This window comes from Rhodococcus artemisiae (assembly GCF_036327795.1).
GTDB classification, from domain to species: Bacteria; Actinomycetota; Actinomycetes; order Mycobacteriales; family Mycobacteriaceae; genus Rhodococcus; species Rhodococcus artemisiae.
In genome coordinates this window covers 348,155-364,563 of record NZ_JAUTXY010000001.1, presented here as the reverse complement: position 1 = coordinate 364,563, position 16,409 = coordinate 348,155, and the positions used below count along the sequence as shown (strand labels likewise).

General features: G+C 64.9%; 21 protein-coding genes and 1 riboswitch. Of the genes, 10 read left to right on the top strand and 11 right to left on the bottom strand.

What is annotated here, in order from left to right:
• Positions 1–53: 53 nt before the first annotated feature.
• Positions 54–473 carry a glutaredoxin family protein gene (locus Q7514_RS01805; protein ID WP_330131556.1) on the bottom strand — a complete coding sequence of 140 codons (420 nt, stop codon included), beginning with the start codon at positions 471–473 and terminating at the stop codon, positions 54–56.
• 79 nt (positions 474–552) lie between these two features.
• Between Q7514_RS01805 and Q7514_RS01800 the strand changes: the two genes are divergently transcribed.
• Positions 553–1,254, top strand: a complete 702-nt coding sequence (locus tag Q7514_RS01800) for a phosphatase PAP2 family protein (RefSeq protein ID WP_330131555.1) — start codon at positions 553–555, stop codon at positions 1,252–1,254.
• Here the strand turns inward: Q7514_RS01800 and Q7514_RS01795 are convergent.
• The 3 genes from Q7514_RS01795 to Q7514_RS01785 form a co-directional block, all read right to left on the bottom strand.
• Complete coding sequence (locus Q7514_RS01795; protein WP_330131554.1) at positions 1,214–1,687, bottom strand: carboxymuconolactone decarboxylase family protein; 474 nt, start codon at positions 1,685–1,687, stop codon at positions 1,214–1,216. The genes Q7514_RS01800 and Q7514_RS01795 overlap by 41 nt on opposite strands.
• Complete coding sequence (locus Q7514_RS01790; protein WP_330131553.1) at positions 1,684–2,013, bottom strand: GNAT family N-acetyltransferase; 330 nt, start codon at positions 2,011–2,013, stop codon at positions 1,684–1,686. The genes Q7514_RS01795 and Q7514_RS01790 overlap by 4 nt, the downstream gene beginning before the upstream one ends.
• Before the next feature lie 83 nt (positions 2,014–2,096).
• Complete coding sequence (locus Q7514_RS01785; protein WP_330131552.1) at positions 2,097–2,567, bottom strand: MarR family winged helix-turn-helix transcriptional regulator; 471 nt, start codon at positions 2,565–2,567, stop codon at positions 2,097–2,099.
• Between the two features lie 106 nt (positions 2,568–2,673).
• Here Q7514_RS01785 and Q7514_RS01780 point away from each other — a divergent pair, with 106 nt between their 5' ends.
• The 3 genes from Q7514_RS01780 to Q7514_RS01770 all read left to right on the top strand — a co-directional run bounded on the left by Q7514_RS01780 (position 2,674) and on the right by Q7514_RS01770 (position 5,071).
• Positions 2,674–3,177 carry a VOC family protein gene (locus Q7514_RS01780; protein ID WP_330131551.1) on the top strand — a complete coding sequence of 168 codons (504 nt, stop codon included), beginning with the start codon at positions 2,674–2,676 and terminating at the stop codon, positions 3,175–3,177.
• Between the two features lie 82 nt (positions 3,178–3,259).
• Positions 3,260–4,267: a pirin family protein gene (locus Q7514_RS01775; RefSeq protein ID WP_330131981.1), complete on the top strand. Its 1,008-nt coding sequence runs from the start codon at positions 3,260–3,262 to the stop codon at positions 4,265–4,267.
• Between the two features lie 18 nt (positions 4,268–4,285).
• Positions 4,286–5,071, top strand: a complete 786-nt coding sequence (locus Q7514_RS01770) for a pirin family protein (RefSeq protein WP_330131550.1) — start codon at positions 4,286–4,288, stop codon at positions 5,069–5,071.
• A gap of 166 nt (positions 5,072–5,237) precedes the next feature.
• On the opposite strand, the gene Q7514_RS01765 is transcribed toward Q7514_RS01770, so the two are convergent.
• Together Q7514_RS01765 and Q7514_RS01760 are read right to left on the bottom strand one after the other, a co-directional pair.
• A complete protein-coding gene (locus Q7514_RS01765) occupies positions 5,238–6,251 on the bottom strand; it encodes a hemolysin family protein (RefSeq protein ID WP_330131549.1) in 1,014 nt (337 codons plus the stop codon).
• Positions 6,244–7,659, bottom strand: coding sequence for a hemolysin family protein (locus Q7514_RS01760; protein ID WP_330131548.1), 1,416 nt, complete (start codon positions 7,657–7,659; stop codon positions 6,244–6,246). Before Q7514_RS01760 ends, Q7514_RS01765 begins: the two co-directional genes overlap by 8 nt.
• Before the next feature lie 822 nt (positions 7,660–8,481).
• Here Q7514_RS01760 and Q7514_RS01755 point away from each other — a divergent pair.
• The gene (locus Q7514_RS01755; RefSeq protein WP_330131547.1) at positions 8,482–8,940 is read left to right on the top strand and encodes a PPOX class F420-dependent oxidoreductase; all 459 of its coding nucleotides are present in this window, start codon (positions 8,482–8,484) and stop codon (positions 8,938–8,940) included.
• Between the two features lie 9 nt (positions 8,941–8,949).
• On the opposite strand, the gene Q7514_RS01750 is transcribed toward Q7514_RS01755, so the two are convergent.
• On the bottom strand, positions 8,950–9,603 hold the full coding sequence (locus tag Q7514_RS01750; RefSeq protein ID WP_330131546.1) for an MSMEG_1061 family FMN-dependent PPOX-type flavoprotein: 654 nt from the start codon (positions 9,601–9,603) through the stop codon (positions 8,950–8,952).
• Between the two features lie 48 nt (positions 9,604–9,651).
• Here Q7514_RS01750 and Q7514_RS01745 point away from each other — a divergent pair, with 48 nt between their 5' ends.
• A complete protein-coding gene (locus tag Q7514_RS01745) occupies positions 9,652–10,836 on the top strand; it encodes a winged helix DNA-binding domain-containing protein (protein ID WP_330131545.1) in 1,185 nt (394 codons plus the stop codon).
• A 1-nt stretch (position 10,837) separates the two neighbouring features.
• On the opposite strand, the gene Q7514_RS01740 is transcribed toward Q7514_RS01745, so the two are convergent.
• Both Q7514_RS01740 and Q7514_RS01735 read right to left on the bottom strand, forming a co-directional pair.
• Complete coding sequence (locus Q7514_RS01740) at positions 10,838–11,449, bottom strand: nucleoside/nucleotide kinase family protein (protein ID WP_330131544.1); 612 nt, start codon at positions 11,447–11,449, stop codon at positions 10,838–10,840.
• Between the two features lie 56 nt (positions 11,450–11,505).
• Entirely contained in the window at positions 11,506–12,369 is an 864-nt protein-coding gene (locus Q7514_RS01735) for a formate/nitrite transporter family protein (RefSeq protein ID WP_330131543.1), read from the bottom strand.
• Positions 12,370–12,514: 145 nt separating this feature from the next.
• A riboswitch (SAM riboswitch) is annotated at positions 12,515–12,627 on the top strand.
• A 27-nt stretch (positions 12,628–12,654) separates the two neighbouring features.
• On the opposite strand from Q7514_RS01735, the gene Q7514_RS01730 reads away from it, so the two are divergent.
• Entirely contained in the window at positions 12,655–13,047 is a 393-nt protein-coding gene (locus Q7514_RS01730; RefSeq protein ID WP_330131542.1) for a hypothetical protein, read from the top strand.
• A 9-nt stretch (positions 13,048–13,056) separates the two neighbouring features.
• Here Q7514_RS01730 and Q7514_RS01725 read toward each other — a convergent pair whose 3' ends face one another.
• Positions 13,057–14,109, bottom strand: a complete 1,053-nt coding sequence (locus tag Q7514_RS01725) for an alpha/beta fold hydrolase (RefSeq protein ID WP_330131541.1) — start codon at positions 14,107–14,109, stop codon at positions 13,057–13,059.
• Positions 14,110–14,174: 65 nt separating this feature from the next.
• Here Q7514_RS01725 and Q7514_RS01720 point away from each other — a divergent pair, with 65 nt between their 5' ends.
• The 3 genes from Q7514_RS01720 to Q7514_RS01710 all read left to right on the top strand — a co-directional run bounded on the left by Q7514_RS01720 (position 14,175) and on the right by Q7514_RS01710 (position 15,713).
• On the top strand, positions 14,175–14,765 hold the full coding sequence (locus tag Q7514_RS01720; protein ID WP_330131540.1) for a TetR/AcrR family transcriptional regulator: 591 nt from the start codon (positions 14,175–14,177) through the stop codon (positions 14,763–14,765).
• Between the two features lie 71 nt (positions 14,766–14,836).
• Positions 14,837–15,304: a hypothetical protein gene (locus Q7514_RS01715; RefSeq protein ID WP_330131539.1), complete on the top strand. Its 468-nt coding sequence runs from the start codon at positions 14,837–14,839 to the stop codon at positions 15,302–15,304.
• A gap of 52 nt (positions 15,305–15,356) precedes the next feature.
• Entirely contained in the window at positions 15,357–15,713 is a 357-nt protein-coding gene (locus tag Q7514_RS01710; RefSeq protein WP_330131538.1) for a VOC family protein, read from the top strand.
• Positions 15,714–15,767: 54 nt separating this feature from the next.
• On the opposite strand, the gene idi is transcribed toward Q7514_RS01710, so the two are convergent.
• The gene (gene idi, locus Q7514_RS01705; protein ID WP_330131537.1) at positions 15,768–16,325 is read right to left on the bottom strand and encodes an isopentenyl-diphosphate Delta-isomerase; all 558 of its coding nucleotides are present in this window, start codon (positions 16,323–16,325) and stop codon (positions 15,768–15,770) included.
• Positions 16,326–16,409 lie beyond the last annotated feature (84 nt).

The following is a 16,409-nucleotide window of genomic DNA, read 5'->3' as shown; positions in this document are numbered from 1 at the left end:
GTGGTCGGTCCACGATACCCGGGAGAGACGAGGCCAGCGGCGAACGATCTCGCTCAGCGGAGCTGCGCGCGCAACCACTCGGGATCGGGATTGGTGTGTGCACTCCCTGCAACGAACACGGTCGGCACGGTCTCGTTGCCGTCGTTGACCTCCCGGACCCGTTCCGCCGCTGCGGGGTCGCGCCAGATGTTCACCCAGATCGCCCGATCGGCGCGGCGGAGCAGGGATGCCCGCAGGCGCATGCAGAACATGCACCCCGGGCGCCAGTAGATCACCGGAGTGTTCGTATCGGCGGCCTCGCGGCGGGCGGCCGCATCGTCGACATGGCCCGGGAAGACGAACGGAGATCCGATCCAGGCGAGCGCGAGCAGGACGACCGTGATGGCGATCGAGGCCGGGGTGAGCGCTCCGGTTGTCAGAACGAGCACCGCGACTGCGACGATCGCCAGCGACGGAACCCAGGTTCTCCACATGGGCCACAGCGTACTGGCGCTCGCATCTCGGGCGAGCCGGACTCGCAGAGGGAGTGCCGCCACGCTAGCGTTGTCGATCATGGTTGTCACCGAGCGTTCACCTCGTATTCCCCCGAGGTTGGTCCAGTCGATGCTTCTACCTGCCATGCCGACAGCGGTCGTCCTGGCACTGCTCGCTGTGGCAGCCGTGCCCGTCCGTGATGAGCTCTATCTTGTGATCGCGCAGACATTCGAAGCGTCGTTCCTGGGACCGGCAGCGGGTGTCGTCGCAGACAAGGGACTGCTTGTCCTCGTGGCCACCGCAGGTGCACTCGCCGTGTGGTCCTGGCGCGAGGATCGACGTGCTTTCCGCACTCTCGTGGTTGCCGGGGCCGGGGTGATCGCCGCATACCTGCTCAGCGAATTCATCAAGCTGGTGGTGACCGAACCGCGGCCGTGCCGGACCCTGGGTATCGCGACCGTTCTGGAGTGTCCGGAGATCGGTGACTGGTCATGGCCGTCGAACCACTCCGTGATCGCGGCGTCGTTCGCCACCGCGTGTGTGCTGGCGGTCCGACGGTCGCTCTGGTTCGTCGCCCCGATGGCCATGGTGCTCGGTCTTTCGCGCGTGACCGTCGGCGTGCACTACGTACACGACGTGTTCTCGGGTATGGCGTTGGGTGTGCTGGTGGTCTCGTTGGTGACCGCGGCGCTACTCCCGGTCGCGTCTCGGATCGGAGGAGGCTCGGGATCCGATCCGGTCAGGCCTTCCAGTCGTCCGGGCGAACACGGTGGCGGCTGAGGATCGAGATGCGGTTGAACGAGTTCATGGCGATCGCAACCCAGATGACTGCGGACAACTGCGCGTCGTCGAGAACCTTCCGGGCTTCTGCATAGCGGCAGTCCTGTTCGTACGACGACGGCAGCTCGGTCACCAGTTCGGCGAGTGTCAGCGCGGCGCACTCCGCGTCGGTGAACAGGTCGGTGTCGCGCCATGCGGGCAGTACGGCGAGGCGCTGGGCCTTCTCGCCTGCCTTCAGCGCGTCACGAATGTGGACGTCGAGGCAGTAGGCACACCCGTTGATCTGCGAGACGCGGACATTGACGAGTTCGGCGAGCTTCCGATCGAGGCCCGCTTCGCTCACTGCGTCCCGGACAGCGACCGCGACGGCGACCTGCGCGCGGTATACAGAGCGGGTCTGCTTGTCGATGGAGATGCGGTCGCCCGGGTTCATGTGTGTCCTCCGGGGCGGTCGATGATGCTGTCGTAATCGTGGTGCTTGGTCACGTACCGGGCGACATACGGGCACACCGGCACGATGCGCCCGCCCGCCGCCGCGACGTCGTCGAGCGCGAACTTCACGAGGCGGCCGGCGAGGCCGAGGCCGCCGTAGCTCTCGTCGACCTCGGTATGGACGAACACGCGCTGAGTGCCCTCACCGGTGCGGTAGTCGGTGTGTCCGATGACAGTGTCGCCATCGAGGATCTCGTAGCGATTCCGTTGGGAGTTGTGGGTGACGTTGATGTCGGCAAGGCGGGGATCGGGGGTGTCCGTGGGCATTACTACATCCTTCCGGCGAGTGCGGCCGTCTTCGAGCGTAGCCGCGAAAGGTGTGGGGATCGGTCGTATGAGTGGTTCGCAGGTCAGCCGCTGCGCCGGTGCAACTGAATGTGGTCGCGCATCGCAGTGAAGGCGTCGGCCATCACGGTGATGTCGTCGGGGGAGAGGACGGCGAACATGGTCGCGCGTACCGCCGCGACGTGTCCGGGACCGGCGGAGGCGAGTGTCGCTGCGCCCTTGTCGGTCAATTCGGCCCACGCGCCGCGCTTGTCGGATTCGCATTCGGCGCGTTGTACCCAGCCGGCGGCCTCCATGCGGGTGATGGCGCGGGTGATGCCGCTCCGGGTCGTGGTGCTCGCGTCGGAGAGCTCTCGCATCCGAAGCCTCCGGTCTTCTGCTTCAGAGAGCAGGACGAGGATCTCGTAATCGGCGAACGAGATCCCCGAGTCGCGCACCAGCTGCTTGTCCAGGTCCTGGAAGAGCATGCGAGTGGCGTCGAGAAAGGAACGCCACAGCCGATGCTCATCGTGGGTCAGCCATCTTGTCGGTTCCATGTCTCGAGCCTAACAGATAGTTGACGACGCAACTATAACTCTGTCATGATTGAGAGATCAACTAGTTCGGCAGGTATCCGCTGCCGGTAAGTGAAAGAGGGCCGACATGACCGCCACCGCGCAGGTCCACGATTCATTTGCGCACCGACGCGAGGAGATCCGCGAGCGCTATCTGCTGCCTGAGGGTTCACGTCCGGAGTCGTCGGCGCGCGGATTGCACCACGCGGCGATCGTGAGCAGCGATGTCGAGCGCACCGTGAACTTCTATCAGGAACTGCTCGAATTCCCCCTGGTCGAACTCATCGAGAACCGCGACTATCCCGGATCGTCGCACTTCTTCTTCGACATCGGCAACGGAAACCTCTTGGCGTTCTTCGACTTCCCCGGCCTCGATGTCGGCACCTACCGGGAGGTGCTGGGCGGATTGCATCACATCGCGATCAGCATCGAACCCTTCAAGTGGGAATACCTGCGCGACAAGCTCGTCGCTGCCGGAATCGAACTCGTCGAACACAGCGAGGTCTCGCTGTACTTCCCGGGCCCCGACGGCGAACGACTCGAGCTCATCGCCGATCCGCTCGGAGAAATGTACGGCTCGACCATCCTCTGAGTCGACGCCCGTCGGTGTGCACAGCGCCGGTAGCGCAGACTGGACAATGAGCTCCGCACCAGACCGGAAGGCCACGATCGAGATGAGCAACACGGACGCCACCCCCACCGAGATCCTCTGCCAGGCCGAGAACCATACGGTCGGCGACACTCGGAATCCACGCGTCGAGATCATCACCTCACGCGAGGTGCCTCTCGGTGGTCCGCGTGCCATGCCTGTGCGACGCACGCTGCCCCAACGACAACGCTCACTCATCGGGGCATGGTGTTTCGTCGACCATTACGGACCCGACGACGTCTCCGTCACCGGCGGCATGGACGTCGCACCCCACCCCCATACCGGTCTGCAGACCGTGAGCTGGCTGTTCACCGGCGAGGTCGAGCATCGGGACAGCAACGGGGTGCACGCCATGGTGTTGCCGGGCGAGATGAACCTGATGACCGGTGGCCACGGGATCTGCCACTCGGAGGTCTCGACACCGGCGACGAGTACCCTTCACGGAGTCCAGCTGTGGGTGGCGCTGCCCGCCTCCGACCGCGACGCTCCTCGCGACTTCCAGCATCACGTGCCCGAACCCACCGACCTCGGCGGCGGCACCGGCAAAGTCTTCCTCGGCAGCCTCGCCGGTGACACCTCACCGGTGCACACCTTTACGCCGCTGCTCGGTGTCGAGATCATCGTCGACCCCGCCGCCACCATCACGCTCGACGTCGACCCCGGGTTCGAACACGGCGTCCTGGTCGACACCGGAGAAGTGGCACTCTTCGACACCGTCCTGCAACGAGCGGCGCTCGGCTACGTCGGCACCGGTGTACCCCGGCTGACCCTGACCAACCGCACCGGCGAACCCGCTCGCCTGATCCTGCTGGGAGGGACCCCGTTCGGCGAGGAGATCGTCATGTGGTGGAACTTCGTGGCTCGTTCCCACGACGAGATCGTCGCCTACCGCGACGCGTGGCAGAACGAATCCGGCAGATTCGGGCGCGTCGAAGGCTACGTGGGTGACGTCGCGCGTCTGCCCGCACCGAGTCTGCCGAACGCGCAGATCCGCCCCCGTCGCAACCCGCCCACCGTAGATCCGAACTGCTGACCCGGAGAACCGATCATCATGAGCACCACCGTCCACGAACCGCACCTCGATGTCCGCCGTGCAGACGACCGGCTGAAGACGAAGATCGCCTGGCTCGATTCGAAGCATTCCTTCTCCTTCGGCCATCACTACGATCCCGCAAACACACACCACGGTGTTCTGATGGTCAACAACGACGACATCGTCACACCCGGCCAGGGCTTCGACACACATCCCCATCAGGACATGGAGATCGTCACCTGGGTCCTCCAGGGTTCACTCGTCCACCAGGATTCGACCGGCCATTCCGGTGTCATCTACCCGGGTCTGGCTCAGCGAATGACTGCCGGTTCCGGAATTCTGCATTCGGAGAAGAACGACTCGTGGCGCTTCGACGGCGCCACCGGCCTGCACGCCGAGCGGCACGACACACCCGTGCACTTCGTCCAGATGTGGGTGCTGCCCGACGAGGCCGGGGTTACCCCGGGCTACGAGCAACTCGAGATCGACCACGAACTGCTCTCCGGAGGCCTCGTCCCCATCGCCTCCGGAATGAAGGACCACGCCGACCATGCGGCGATCCGCATCCGGAATCAGTATGCGGCGCTGCATGTGTCGCGGATGAGGCCCGGCCGTCCGGTCTCACTGCCCGACGCACCGTTCCTGCATGTGTTCGTCGCGCGCGGCGACGCTGCTCTCGAAGGGGTGGGGCTGCTCGCCGAAGGAGACGCGGTGCGCGTCAGCGGCGGCGGTGGGCAACAACTGACCACCGATACCGGCGCCGAAGTTCTCGTATGGGAGATGCACGCCACCGTCGGAGGTTGAATCCGACCCGCGGGTCTACGGACCGTCCTGACACCACTCGCAGATCCGGCTGTTGCACGACTGGTACAGGACGAGGCACTGCTCCGGCTCGGAATCGAGCCGCACGAGGTGGCCCGCGCCGCGGAACAACTCCTGCAGCGCGGGCCCCGCGGCACCCGGGGCTACCTCAGGCGGCGTCCTGCTCCGACGGGAGCAGTCGTGCCAGCACGTCTGTGAGGGTGATCAGCCCGACCACCCGACCGTCAGCGGTCACCGTCGCGAGATGATTCCTCGTCTCGCGCATCGTGGCCAGCGCCTCGTACACCGGAATTGCCGCATCGAGTGTCAATGCCGGGCGCATGAGGTCTGCGGCAGTGACACCGTCACCGGCCTGCAGGCTGTCTCGCACGTGGACGACACCGTCGATGTGCCCGTTGCCACGCACGAGAAGCCGAAGGTGGCCGGTGCGGCGCACCACGGCCTGAATCTGCGCCACGGTGGCCTCGGGCCGGACACTGCTCGGATGCGCCTCGGGCGTCACGATGTCCCCCACCGTGAGCGACTCGAGTTCGAGTGCACTGCTCAGATGACCGTGATACCGCTCGTCGAGTGTCCCGACCGTGGCCGAATGCTCGACGAGATGACGTAGGGCATCCGGGTCCTGACCCGACGCGACCTGGTCCACCGGCTCCACTCCGAGCTTGCGGAGCACCCAGTTCGCCATGTGGTTGAGCCGCACGATGACCGGTCGCGTGACCCACATGAAGGCGCGCATCGGAAGCGCGAGCAGAGTCGCCGACTTCTCCGGATGCGCGATGGCCCAGGACTTCGGGGCCATCTCACCGACAACGAGGTGCAGGAAGGTGACGATGATCAGCGCCAGCACGAATCCGGCGACGTCGGCGAGCCACAATGGCGCACCCCAGTTCTCGAACACCGGCGTGAGCCAGTGGTGGACCGCCGGCTTGGTGATCGCACCGAGAGCCAGGGTGCACACGGTGATCCCGAGCTGCGAACCGGCCAGCAACACCGACAATTCCGACGCGCTGCGCAAGGCAGCACGAGCCGAACGACTCTCCGGCGCCGCATCTTCGAGCCGGTGACGCCGCGCGGCGATCAGCGCGAACTCGACGGCGACGAAGAATGCGCTCGCTGCGATCAATACCACGGTCGCGACTGCGACCACCCAGGGACTACTCATGGTTCTTCACCTCGCCGTCCGCCTCGTTGTGGTCCCCCACTGTGTTGTCGTTCGTCTCGTCGTCGGTGCGTAGCGTCACGTGAACCGAGGACGGAACGTGTTTGTCGACCGCGCGAACCTCGGCGACGAGGAACTTGGCTGCGGGATGCGACTCGCGTACCAGATCGGCCGGATCCGGATCGACTTCGATCGTCACCGTGTCGCCGACCTCGGGCAGTCCGCCGAACTCTGCGATCACCAGGCCTGCGAGGGTCTCGTAATCGCCCTCGGGGAGCTCGGCGTCGAGCGTGCGGACCACTTCGTCGAGGTGCGCATCGCCGCGGATGAGCCATCCATCACCCGAGCGGGTGATCACCTGGGTTTCGAGTGCCGGATCGTGCTCGTCGGCTATCTCGCCCACGACTTCCTCGGCGATGTCCTCGACAGTGACGACTCCGGCAAATCCGCCGTATTCGTCGATCACCAGCGCCATCTCCTCGCCTTCGGCGTTGAGCTGTGCAAGCACCTCGGGCAGTGTCAGGGTCGTCGGGACGATCACCGCGGGTCGGCACAGGTCTCCTGCCGTACCTGTCGGATTCTCGGTGCTCAGGAGGTCGTGCAGATGCACGACACCCCGAACGTCGTCCGACGAGGTGCCGGTAACCGGATAACGGGTGTGACCGGTGCCCATCTTCTCGAGGACGCTGGCGACGGATTCGTCGATGTCGACGAAGTCGACACGGGCACGGGGAATCATCGCGTGTTCGGCGGTGCGAGTCGGGAAGTCGAGGATCCGGTCGAGCAGCTTCGACAGCTCGGGCGGCAGTTCGCCGGTGTCGCGGGATTCCGCAACGATGTGCTCGAGGTCTCGGGGTGTAGCAGAGTGCTCCACGTCGTGGACCGGCTCGATCCGCAACGCCTTCAGCAGCAGGTTCGACGATGCATCGAACAGTCGGATCAGCCACCCGAAGATCTTCAGATACACCGTGGTGGACAGCGCGAGCCACCGGGCGACGGGTTCGGGCCGTGCGATCGCAAGGTTCTTCGGGACGAGCTCACCGAACACCATCTGGACCACGGTGGAGAACAACACCGCGAGGACGGTGCCGACCGCGATGCCGACGGCTGTGGGTACGCCCACGCCTCCGAGCGCCACACCGAGCCCGCTACCGATCAGAGGTTCGGCGACGTAGCCGACGAGCAGGCCTGTGACTGTGATACCCAACTGTGCGCCGGAGAGCATGAAGGAGGTGCGGCGAGTGACCGACAGGACGCGTGAGGCGGATTTGTCTCCGCTTTCGGCGCGGGCCTTCATCCGCGAGCGGTCGACCGCCATATAGGCGAATTCCTGGGCCACGAAGTAACCGGTCAGAGCGGTGATGGCCAGGACTACGAAGATTCCGAAGGCGATCCCGAGCGCGGTCAGCATCGGGGATCCCGGGTATCGGGAACGAACCGAGGTTCAGGGACGGGGTGGTCGTCCACGGAAGGGGACGGGGCGGGTCTTCGAGGTTTGCGCTTGGCGCGTCTCATGGTTCTCTCTGTGTGTGTATTCGCGGACAGATACCCACTCAGGATAGGGGGCCGACGGCCGTGCAGGGCGCCGACCGCCCCCGAGTCGGCGGTGTGTCTCGGTGCGGCCCCGTCATGAGGGCGACAGGCAGTCGGAGTGGCAGGTAATTTCCTTTTGTCCGGTGTGTGCATTATGGAGGAGGGGAAGTTTGCTCGACGATGTGTAATTCGATCTTCTCCCGATAATTTTCGAGATTGATTTCGAGGCGCCGTCGAAATCCCTTACGAATGGGAGATTCCCGGCAAGGCCACACGTCCGAACTGCATAAATGAAGATCATCGCACATCCGTGATGAGTTCGTGATTCGATCGGAACCGGCGGAATGTGATTTGTTTCTCAGTGTGTCGGGCTGCGGAATCCGATTTCTCTGGTAACAATTGAATCGCGGTCGCTGCCGCGACCGGACCGCTGTTGATTCTCCAAAGATGGGATTTACATCATGCTCGCTGACCTCGCCGAATTCTTCGTCAACGCCGCTGACCTCTTCGGCGCACTCGACTTCTTCACCGGTTCCGCTGAAGGGATCAGCAGCGCCCAGCAGTAGGCTGTCGAGCGTCGGACCCGGGGGCTGTGGCCTCCGGGCCCGAGTCGTTTCCGAAACACCGAGTCGTTTCCGGAACACCGAGACGTGTCCGAACACCGAGGCCGGGTGCGGGCACGCCACCTATCCTGGGCATCATGGCAATCGCAACCGCTGACCACGTCTCGCGCGACGAACTGCTCGACTTCGTCCGTCCCCGGCATCGCGGCGTATTGATCACGTGGCGGGAATCGGGTGCGCCGCAGGTCTCGCCCGTGACTCTCGGCGTCGATGACGACGGTAGAATCGTCATCGCCACCTACCCTCAGCGGGCCAAATCGGCGAACCTGCGCCGCAACCCCAGCGCAACCCTGTGCGTCCTGTCCGACGAGTTCAACGGCGCGTACGTCCAGGTCGACGGCGTCGCAGAGGTGCTCGACATACCCGAGGCGGTCGAACCGCTCGTCGACTACTTCCGTGGCATATCCGGGGAACACCCGGACTGGGACGAATACCGCGACGCGATGCGCGCGCAGGGCAAATCGCTCATCCGGATAACCATCGACTCCTGGGGGCCGGTTGCCACCGGCGGATTCCCGCCCGAGCTACGACGCTGACCGCGCTCCTCACCGACTACCGGGTGCCGGGTGCTGCGGGCGATAGAGCTGGTCGGCGTAGGACGGACCGTAATACAGCTCGAGTTCTTCGAGGGTCTCGGGACCGTCGGGGACCATCGTCTTCGAAAGTGTCGCCACCGAGGGCAGCGCGTCCGGCTCCCAGGTGTCCGGATCCCACAACGCGGACCGCATGAATGCCTTTGCACAGTGATGGAAGATCTCTTCGATCTCGATCACGAGGCACAGGATCGGACGGTGATCCCGCACGACGAAGTCGTCGAAGAACGGCGCATCGCTGACCAGGCGCGCGCGCCCGTTGACCCGTAGGGTGTCGCCGCGTCCGGGGATGAAGAAGTTAGTTCCCACGAACGGGTTCCGCAGGATGTTTCGGAAGCCGTCCATGCGCCGGTTGCCGGGGCGCTCGGCGAGTGCGATGGTGCGGTCGTCGATCACATACGCCAGCTTGCCGGGTCGATCACCTTTGGGTGATGCGTCGCATCGACCGGTCTCGTCGGTCGTGGCGACGACGCAGAACGGTGATGCGGCAAGCCAATCCACGTCGTACGGGTGCAGCCTCGAACGTACCTTGTGTGCCGCGCGGAAGGTCGGCTTGCCGAAAAGTTCGGTCAACTCGGCGGAATCGCGAATTTCGGTCCAGGCCACGACAGGACAGTAACAACGCATGTCGGTGCCCGCATCTAGAGTGAGCGCATGGTGCTTCGGACTGTCGACGTCGGTGAACGCAGAGCGCGCCTCGCGGCTCGCCACCGCATTGCCCCGGCGCATCGCGCCCCCGATGCAGTCGAGGCGGCCACGAGTATGGTGTGCCTGCACGGCACCGATCCCACGACCGTGTATCTGTCGGCGTGGTCGCGCGTCGACGACTTCTCCGTGGCCGAACTCGACGACGCCCTCTACACGGACCGAACTCTGGTCAAGCACCTCGCGATGCGTCGCACCGTCTTCGTGTTTCCGCGTGCGGCGCTGCCGGCGGCGCAGGCCGGCGCAAGCAGTAGGGTCGCGGCCGCCCAGCGCCGCAGCGTGATCAAGGACGTCGAACGTGCCGGGTTGCACCAGGACGGCGCACAGTGGCTCGACGAGGCCACCGCGGAGGTCCTCGATGCCCTGGCCGACGGCCGGGAAGCCACCTCATCCGAATTACGTTCCGAAATACCTCTTCTCGACGCATCGATCGAGTACGGCATCGGAAAATCGTGGGGCGGGAAAGTGCCCTTCGCTCCGCGCGTGATGACGGTGCTCTCGGCCTCGGGTGAGGTGGTCCGGGCCTCCAACAACGGGCCCTGGCGAATCTCGCGACCGAACTGGGCGCGCACAGCCGCATGGTTGGGGGAGGAGATCGAACCGCGAAGCGAAGCGGAAGGGCTTCGGGACCTCGTCGAGATGTGGCTGCGCGCATTCGGGCCGGGCACCGAAGCCGACATCAAGTGGTGGCTCGGCACTACCGTCAGAGGGGTCCGAGCCGCCTTGACCGAACTCGCGGCGGTGGAAGTGGACCTCGGCGGGCGTACCGGCTACCTGCTTCCCGACGATCTCGACCCTGCGCCGACTGTCGAGCCGTGGGGCGCACTGTTGCCGTCGCTAGATCCCACGACGATGGGGTGGTTCGAGCGAGAGTGGTATCTCGGCCCGTACAAGCAGCAACTCTTCGACACGAGCGGAAACGCCGGACCGACCGCGTGGTGGGACGGCAGGATCGTCGGTACGTGGTGGCAGGACGACGACGGCGCCGTCCGACTCCACATGCTCGAGGATGCAGGGAAGGATGCGGAAACATTCCTCACCGACGAAGCTGCCCGGCTCGACCAATGGCTCGGCGGTGTGCGGGTGATGCCGAGATTCCCCTCGCCCCTCGCCAAGACCCTGGCGAGTGGGTAGCTCAGCCGTCGCGCACCGCGGGCCGAGCGGGATGCTCGAAACGCACGACGATGTCGGCCTCGGAAGAGACCTCGGCGTCGTGCGCGAGCAATGGCGCGATCGTCCACCGATCATCCGAAAGAGTCCGTCGCTCGAGCGCACCCCGGGACATTCTCAGCTCGACGGTCATATCGAACTCGAGCGTACGGCCGAGGAGCATCGGGCCCGCGACGACCACAACGTGGTCGTCGGCGGCATCGATCCGATGGACACGAGCCGAACGATCGGTGGTCTCGTCCCACAGCCGCGGCAGGAAACGCTGCCGTTTCTTCAGGGACGAGACCACCTCACGGTCCAGGGCGTCGTAGTCGAACCAACTCGACCGGTAGCTCTGCTCATCGGTACGCCCGTGTTCGAGACGGAGCGACGCCGGCCGCACGAAGTCGTGGAGTGACACCGCGTGCGCGGGACGTCCCGCGGTGCGCAGGGCTTCGACCACCCGGTTCGCCAGATCCATGGGGTCCGCGGCATCGGCGGCCGAAATGGCCATGGCGACGCGGTCCGGTCGTGCACATGCGCGCTCGGCGAGCAGTTCGGCAAGCGCAGCCGGAGAGATCGGTGTGAAGGACGGCATCCGATCAGAGTAGGCATCGAGTTTTCGGAAGAACCGGAGGTCCCCGAACCGTCCCTTCACACGGTTTCAGGTGTCTTGTCGGTCGCTGCGGCACGATCCGGAAGCGGTGTCGTGACTGCGCGCTTGGGCTGTGTCCGCACGTGGGTGACGTAGAGGGCGAGACCCACGAACACGACACCGCCGACCAGATTGCCCAGAACCGTCGGGATCTCGTTCCAGATCAGGTAGTCACCGAGGGTGAAGTCTCCGCCGAGCAGCAGACCGGACGGGAACAGGAACATGTTGACGACCGAGTGCTCGAATCCCATGTAGAAGAACAGCATGACGGGCATCCACATGACGAGAACCTTGCCCGGCACACTCTTCGACATCATCGCTGCGACGACGCCGGTGGACACCATCCAGTTGCACAGCATTCCACGGAAGAACAGGGTCGCCATGCCGGCAGCGCCATGCTCTGCATAGCCGAGGGTTCGGGCCTCGCCGATCTCGCCGAGACGCTCACCGACCGCGTCCGGTGGGATCGAGTAGCCGTAGGTGATGATGAATGTGATCAGCACGGCCACCGTGAAGGCGCCGAGGAAGTTGCCGACGAAGACCAGTCCCCAGTTCCGGAGCATCGAGCTGATCGTCACCCCCGGACGTTTGTCCAGATAGGCGATGGGGACCATCGTGAACACTCCGGTGAGTAGATCGAAACCCAGCAGGTAGAGCAGGCAGAATCCGACCGGGAAGAGGATCGCTCCGAGGAGTGCGTTGCCGGTCTGCACCGTGACGGTGATCGCGAATGCCGCTCCGAGCGTGAGGATGGCACCGGCCATATACGCCCTGATCAGGGTGTCGCGAGTGGACATGAGGACCTTGCTCTGGCCGGCGTCGACCATCGCGCGGGCCAACTCGGCGGGTGGAACGTAGGACACGGCAACCTCCTGGTGCGAACAGTGCCCGACCAGTGTCAGTAGTGCCCGTCACCAGCGCGTTTCGGGGCAATAAGGATGCGTTGCGTTCTCCTCCGAGGAGGGTCGCTCGGGTTGTGAGGTCTCTCGCTCATGTATATTGGCGGTGCTTCACGAGATGCCGTCGCCAAGCTCCGACTTGACGGCACGCCAACCCCACGCTCGCGGGTGGCTCGGATGACGAAGCGGCTCGCGGCCGACCGGCCCGGGCACGAGCGCCCCGCCCGGGGCCGACCCGGAGGTATGACGATGACCGACCGTATCCGCAGTACCGATCACGCAGACGTCCACGAGTGCTCCTCGTTCGGCGACGGTCACCACGTCCATTTCATCCGCGCCCGTAAGGCTTTCGACGATTCCGACCTCAGTGTCGGTGCGCTGGTGTGCGTGCTGGACGATACTCGCGTCGAATTGTCCTGGGACGGAATACGGCTCGTATTCCGGCATCATGACGCCGCCGCGATCGCCCGTGTGGCCCACGCGGGTGGGGAGATCGGGACCTGGGTTCCGCAGTGGCGGGTGCTGATTCTGCCGGGTTCCGATCCGCACGTGCCCGCGACCTTCACCCTCGCCGCTCCTGATCACTGGACCGAGTGTGTGCCGGAGCGTGTCCCGGCGCTGACCCACGTGCCCGGGCGGTGACGATTCGGATCAGATCTGTTCGGCCTCGATCCAGAACGAGGGAAGATCCACCGCCAGACGCTCTTTCGCCTGCATCGGTAGGGAATGGGTGGTCTCGGGGAAGATGTCGACCGTCGCGCGCGGGAGCGTTCGTGCCCGCTGCGCGGCGGTATCGCCGCCTGCGAGTGAATCCCGTTCCGCGACGGCGACATAGGTGGGCATGGTGAGAGAGTCCATCTCGTCGTCGTTGAAGGGTGAGGGCGTCGGCAGTGCTGCCGAATAGTGCTCCGAGCCCGCAGCGATCATATGTGCCATGTCGTCGTTCGGGTCGAACTCGGCCCCGCCGACCTTGCCGAGGGCGGTGTTGCGCCAGGTCTTCGGCAGGAGCGGGAGGCTCGACACCATCGTCCAGGCCATCATGCGAGCGGACGGATAGGCGAAGGTGAAGACGGGTTCGAGGAGCGTCAGCGATCGCACGCGATCGGGGAATCGCCGTGCGTATGTCGCTGCAATCGCGCCGCCGAACGAATGGCCGACGATGTGGACGGGTTCGGCTGCGAGTTCGTCGAGTGCGTCGTCGATCCACGTCGCCTGGTCACCGAAGGAGGTCAGCGGAACGCTCTGCACCGACAACCCGGCATCACCGAGCGAGTCGAAGGCGAGGACGCGTCGGTGTGGCACGAACTCGGTGAGGTTTTCGGTCCACATCGGGACACCCGACGACCGGCCTGGTACCAGGACGACCGGAGCGGTGTCCTCGGTTTCGGGTGAACTCCACTCGTAGACACGAACCGAGCCGAAGCGGGTCGCGACGTCGAGGGTTTTCGTAGGGGACGGGAGTGCGGACATCGCCTGTTCATACGCCTCGAGGTAGGTGCGGCGACCCTCCTCGTCGCGGAAGTGCCCGACCTTCGGAGCTCCGAAGAAGAACTGCTGCACACTTACTGCGCCCAGTGTGGCAAGCGCTGCAATCGCGACGAACCCGCTACGGCGAAGCCATCGGTGACGGAGCAATCGGTGGTGAAGGCGGGTGGGTGGTGGATGGTCGGGCCGGGCGTGTGTGCCTACGGTGCGCTCACTCATGTGTCTTCTCCTCGATTTCGACGATCCGAACTGTTTGCAGTATAGAAATATTGTAAAATTCTGTCATGCCGAAATTGGTCGACCATGCCGAGCGTCGCAGAGAGCTCGTGTGGGCCCTGTGGGCCGTGATCCACGAACGAGGTATCGACGGGGTGACCTTTCAGGCGGTGGCAGTCGAGGCCGGCGTCTCGATCGGCAGGATCCAGCACTACTTCGAATCGAAGCATCATCTGATCCGGTCCGGAGCGCAGGAGATGGTCTCCGGTGCCGAGAAGAACTATCGCGAACGTGGGTCCGCCGGCGATCCGAGATCGGCTCTCGCGGCATTGCTCATCCAGCCTGTTCCCACCGATGCACCCTCGCGTGTGGGTGTCTCGGTCTGGTATGCCTATCTCGCGAAGGCGACGAACGATCCGTGGATCAGGTCGTTCCTTGCCGAGGCGTCGCGTGGGACCGTCGGCGAGGCCGAGCGACTTCTTCGTCGCGCCGGCCTGTCCGAGGTCGAGGCGCACGGCGAGGCCATGAGGTTGGTGGCACTCAGCAACGGTGCGACACAATCCGTGCTGGTTGCGGGGATGGACGCCGATGGTGCGGTCGATCTCGTCACCCGAGAGATCGACCGCACCATCGGGGACGTCACGGGCGGAAACGAGTAGTGAACTACCCGAGTTCGTGTCGGACCTCACTGCGATGCTGGTGTGGCAAGGAACGAAGATCGGAGGATGTCATGAGGACATCGACGACATATTCGTACGATACCGCCGATCGGATCGACATCTCGGACTCCGATCGGGTGCCCCTGGAATTGGACGAGGCCCTGACGTGCGGCGGTCACCGGGCCAGATTGATCGCCACGCACGACCCCGGCACCGATATCGAATACGTGCTTCTACTGCTCGGGGAGATGTCCGGGCACAGCGAGGTTGTGGTTCGCGAGGTCGACGAGGAAGCGCTGCTCATCGAAGGAAGCCGATCGAGCCCCGAACCGCAGATCCTGCTCGGCGCCTCGTCGCAACCACTCCACGACACCGGTGACACGGATGCTCTTGCACGAGTCCTGCGTAAATCGGGCATCGTCCGTTCGATGATCGCCCGGGGCGGAGTGCGATCGGTGATTGTCGGCCCGCGGAGGCGATCGGAGAGCGCGGAGACGATCCAGTCACCGCCTCGATCGAGCGAGGCACGGGCGTCGTGACGGGATGCCGGGTCACTCGGTGGATGTCGGTGGGTAGGTTCACCATGGCCTCATGGGAAACACACATCACGCAATCGACTACATCGAACTCGGCGCTACCGACCTTCCTACGTCACGTGCCTTCTACGAAACCGCCTTCGGCTGGAACTTCAACGACTACGGGCCGGAGTACGCCGGTATTCGCGCGGTCGAGGGTGACAGGGAGGTCGGGGGGCTGACGACCCTGCGCGCACCGGGCACAGCCGGACCTCTGGTCTTGCTGTACTCCCGCGACCTCGACGCTTCCGTCGGTGCGGTCGAGCGTGCAGGAGGCGTCATCTCGTCGGGACCGTACGACTTTCCGGGCGGGCGCCGGTTCACCTTCCTCGATCCGAGTGGAAACGAATTGGGTGTGTGGTCCGACGCGTGATTCCTCCCGGGCCGTCGATCGTCGCGGACAGCCGTCCGGCACGTGCAGTGAACGTCAGATCGCGGTGTCGGACCACCGCGCAACTCCGGCCTGCGCGAGTTGCGGGATCTGCTCGGCTGCCCATGGGCTGATAAGCCATGGAACGGTTGCCGCGGTCTGCATATCGGCCCACGACACCCACGACCACTCCATCACCTCGGATGGTTCGGGGTCGAGGCCGGATGCGGCGCGGGCGCAGAACACCGGGCAGACCTCGTTCTCGACGGTTCCGTCCGCTGCCGTCGCACGGTACCGGAAATGCGGCAACACGCACGTCACATCGTCGACGACGAGGCCCAACTCCTGATCGAGGCGCCGACGCACCGCGGCCTCGAGGGATTCGTCCGGCCCGGGATGACCACAGCACGCGTTCGTCCACACGCCGGGCCACGTGATCTTGCCCAGTGTGCGCCGTGTGGTGAGGACTCGTCCCGCGTCATCGAACACGTAGCAGGAGAATGCCAGGTGGAGAGGGGTGTCCGTGTGGTGGACGGTGGACTTCGGAGCTGTACCGATGGGTCGCTCGTCCTCGTCGAGCAGAACTACGAGTTCTTCGTGGGCAAGCGCTGTCATCGGGGGTCTCCGTGGGGTGCTGATGAGTGTCGGGCGAGGTCTGACGTTCGCCGGATCGAGCCTACCTGTGCGTCCGGGGCCGGC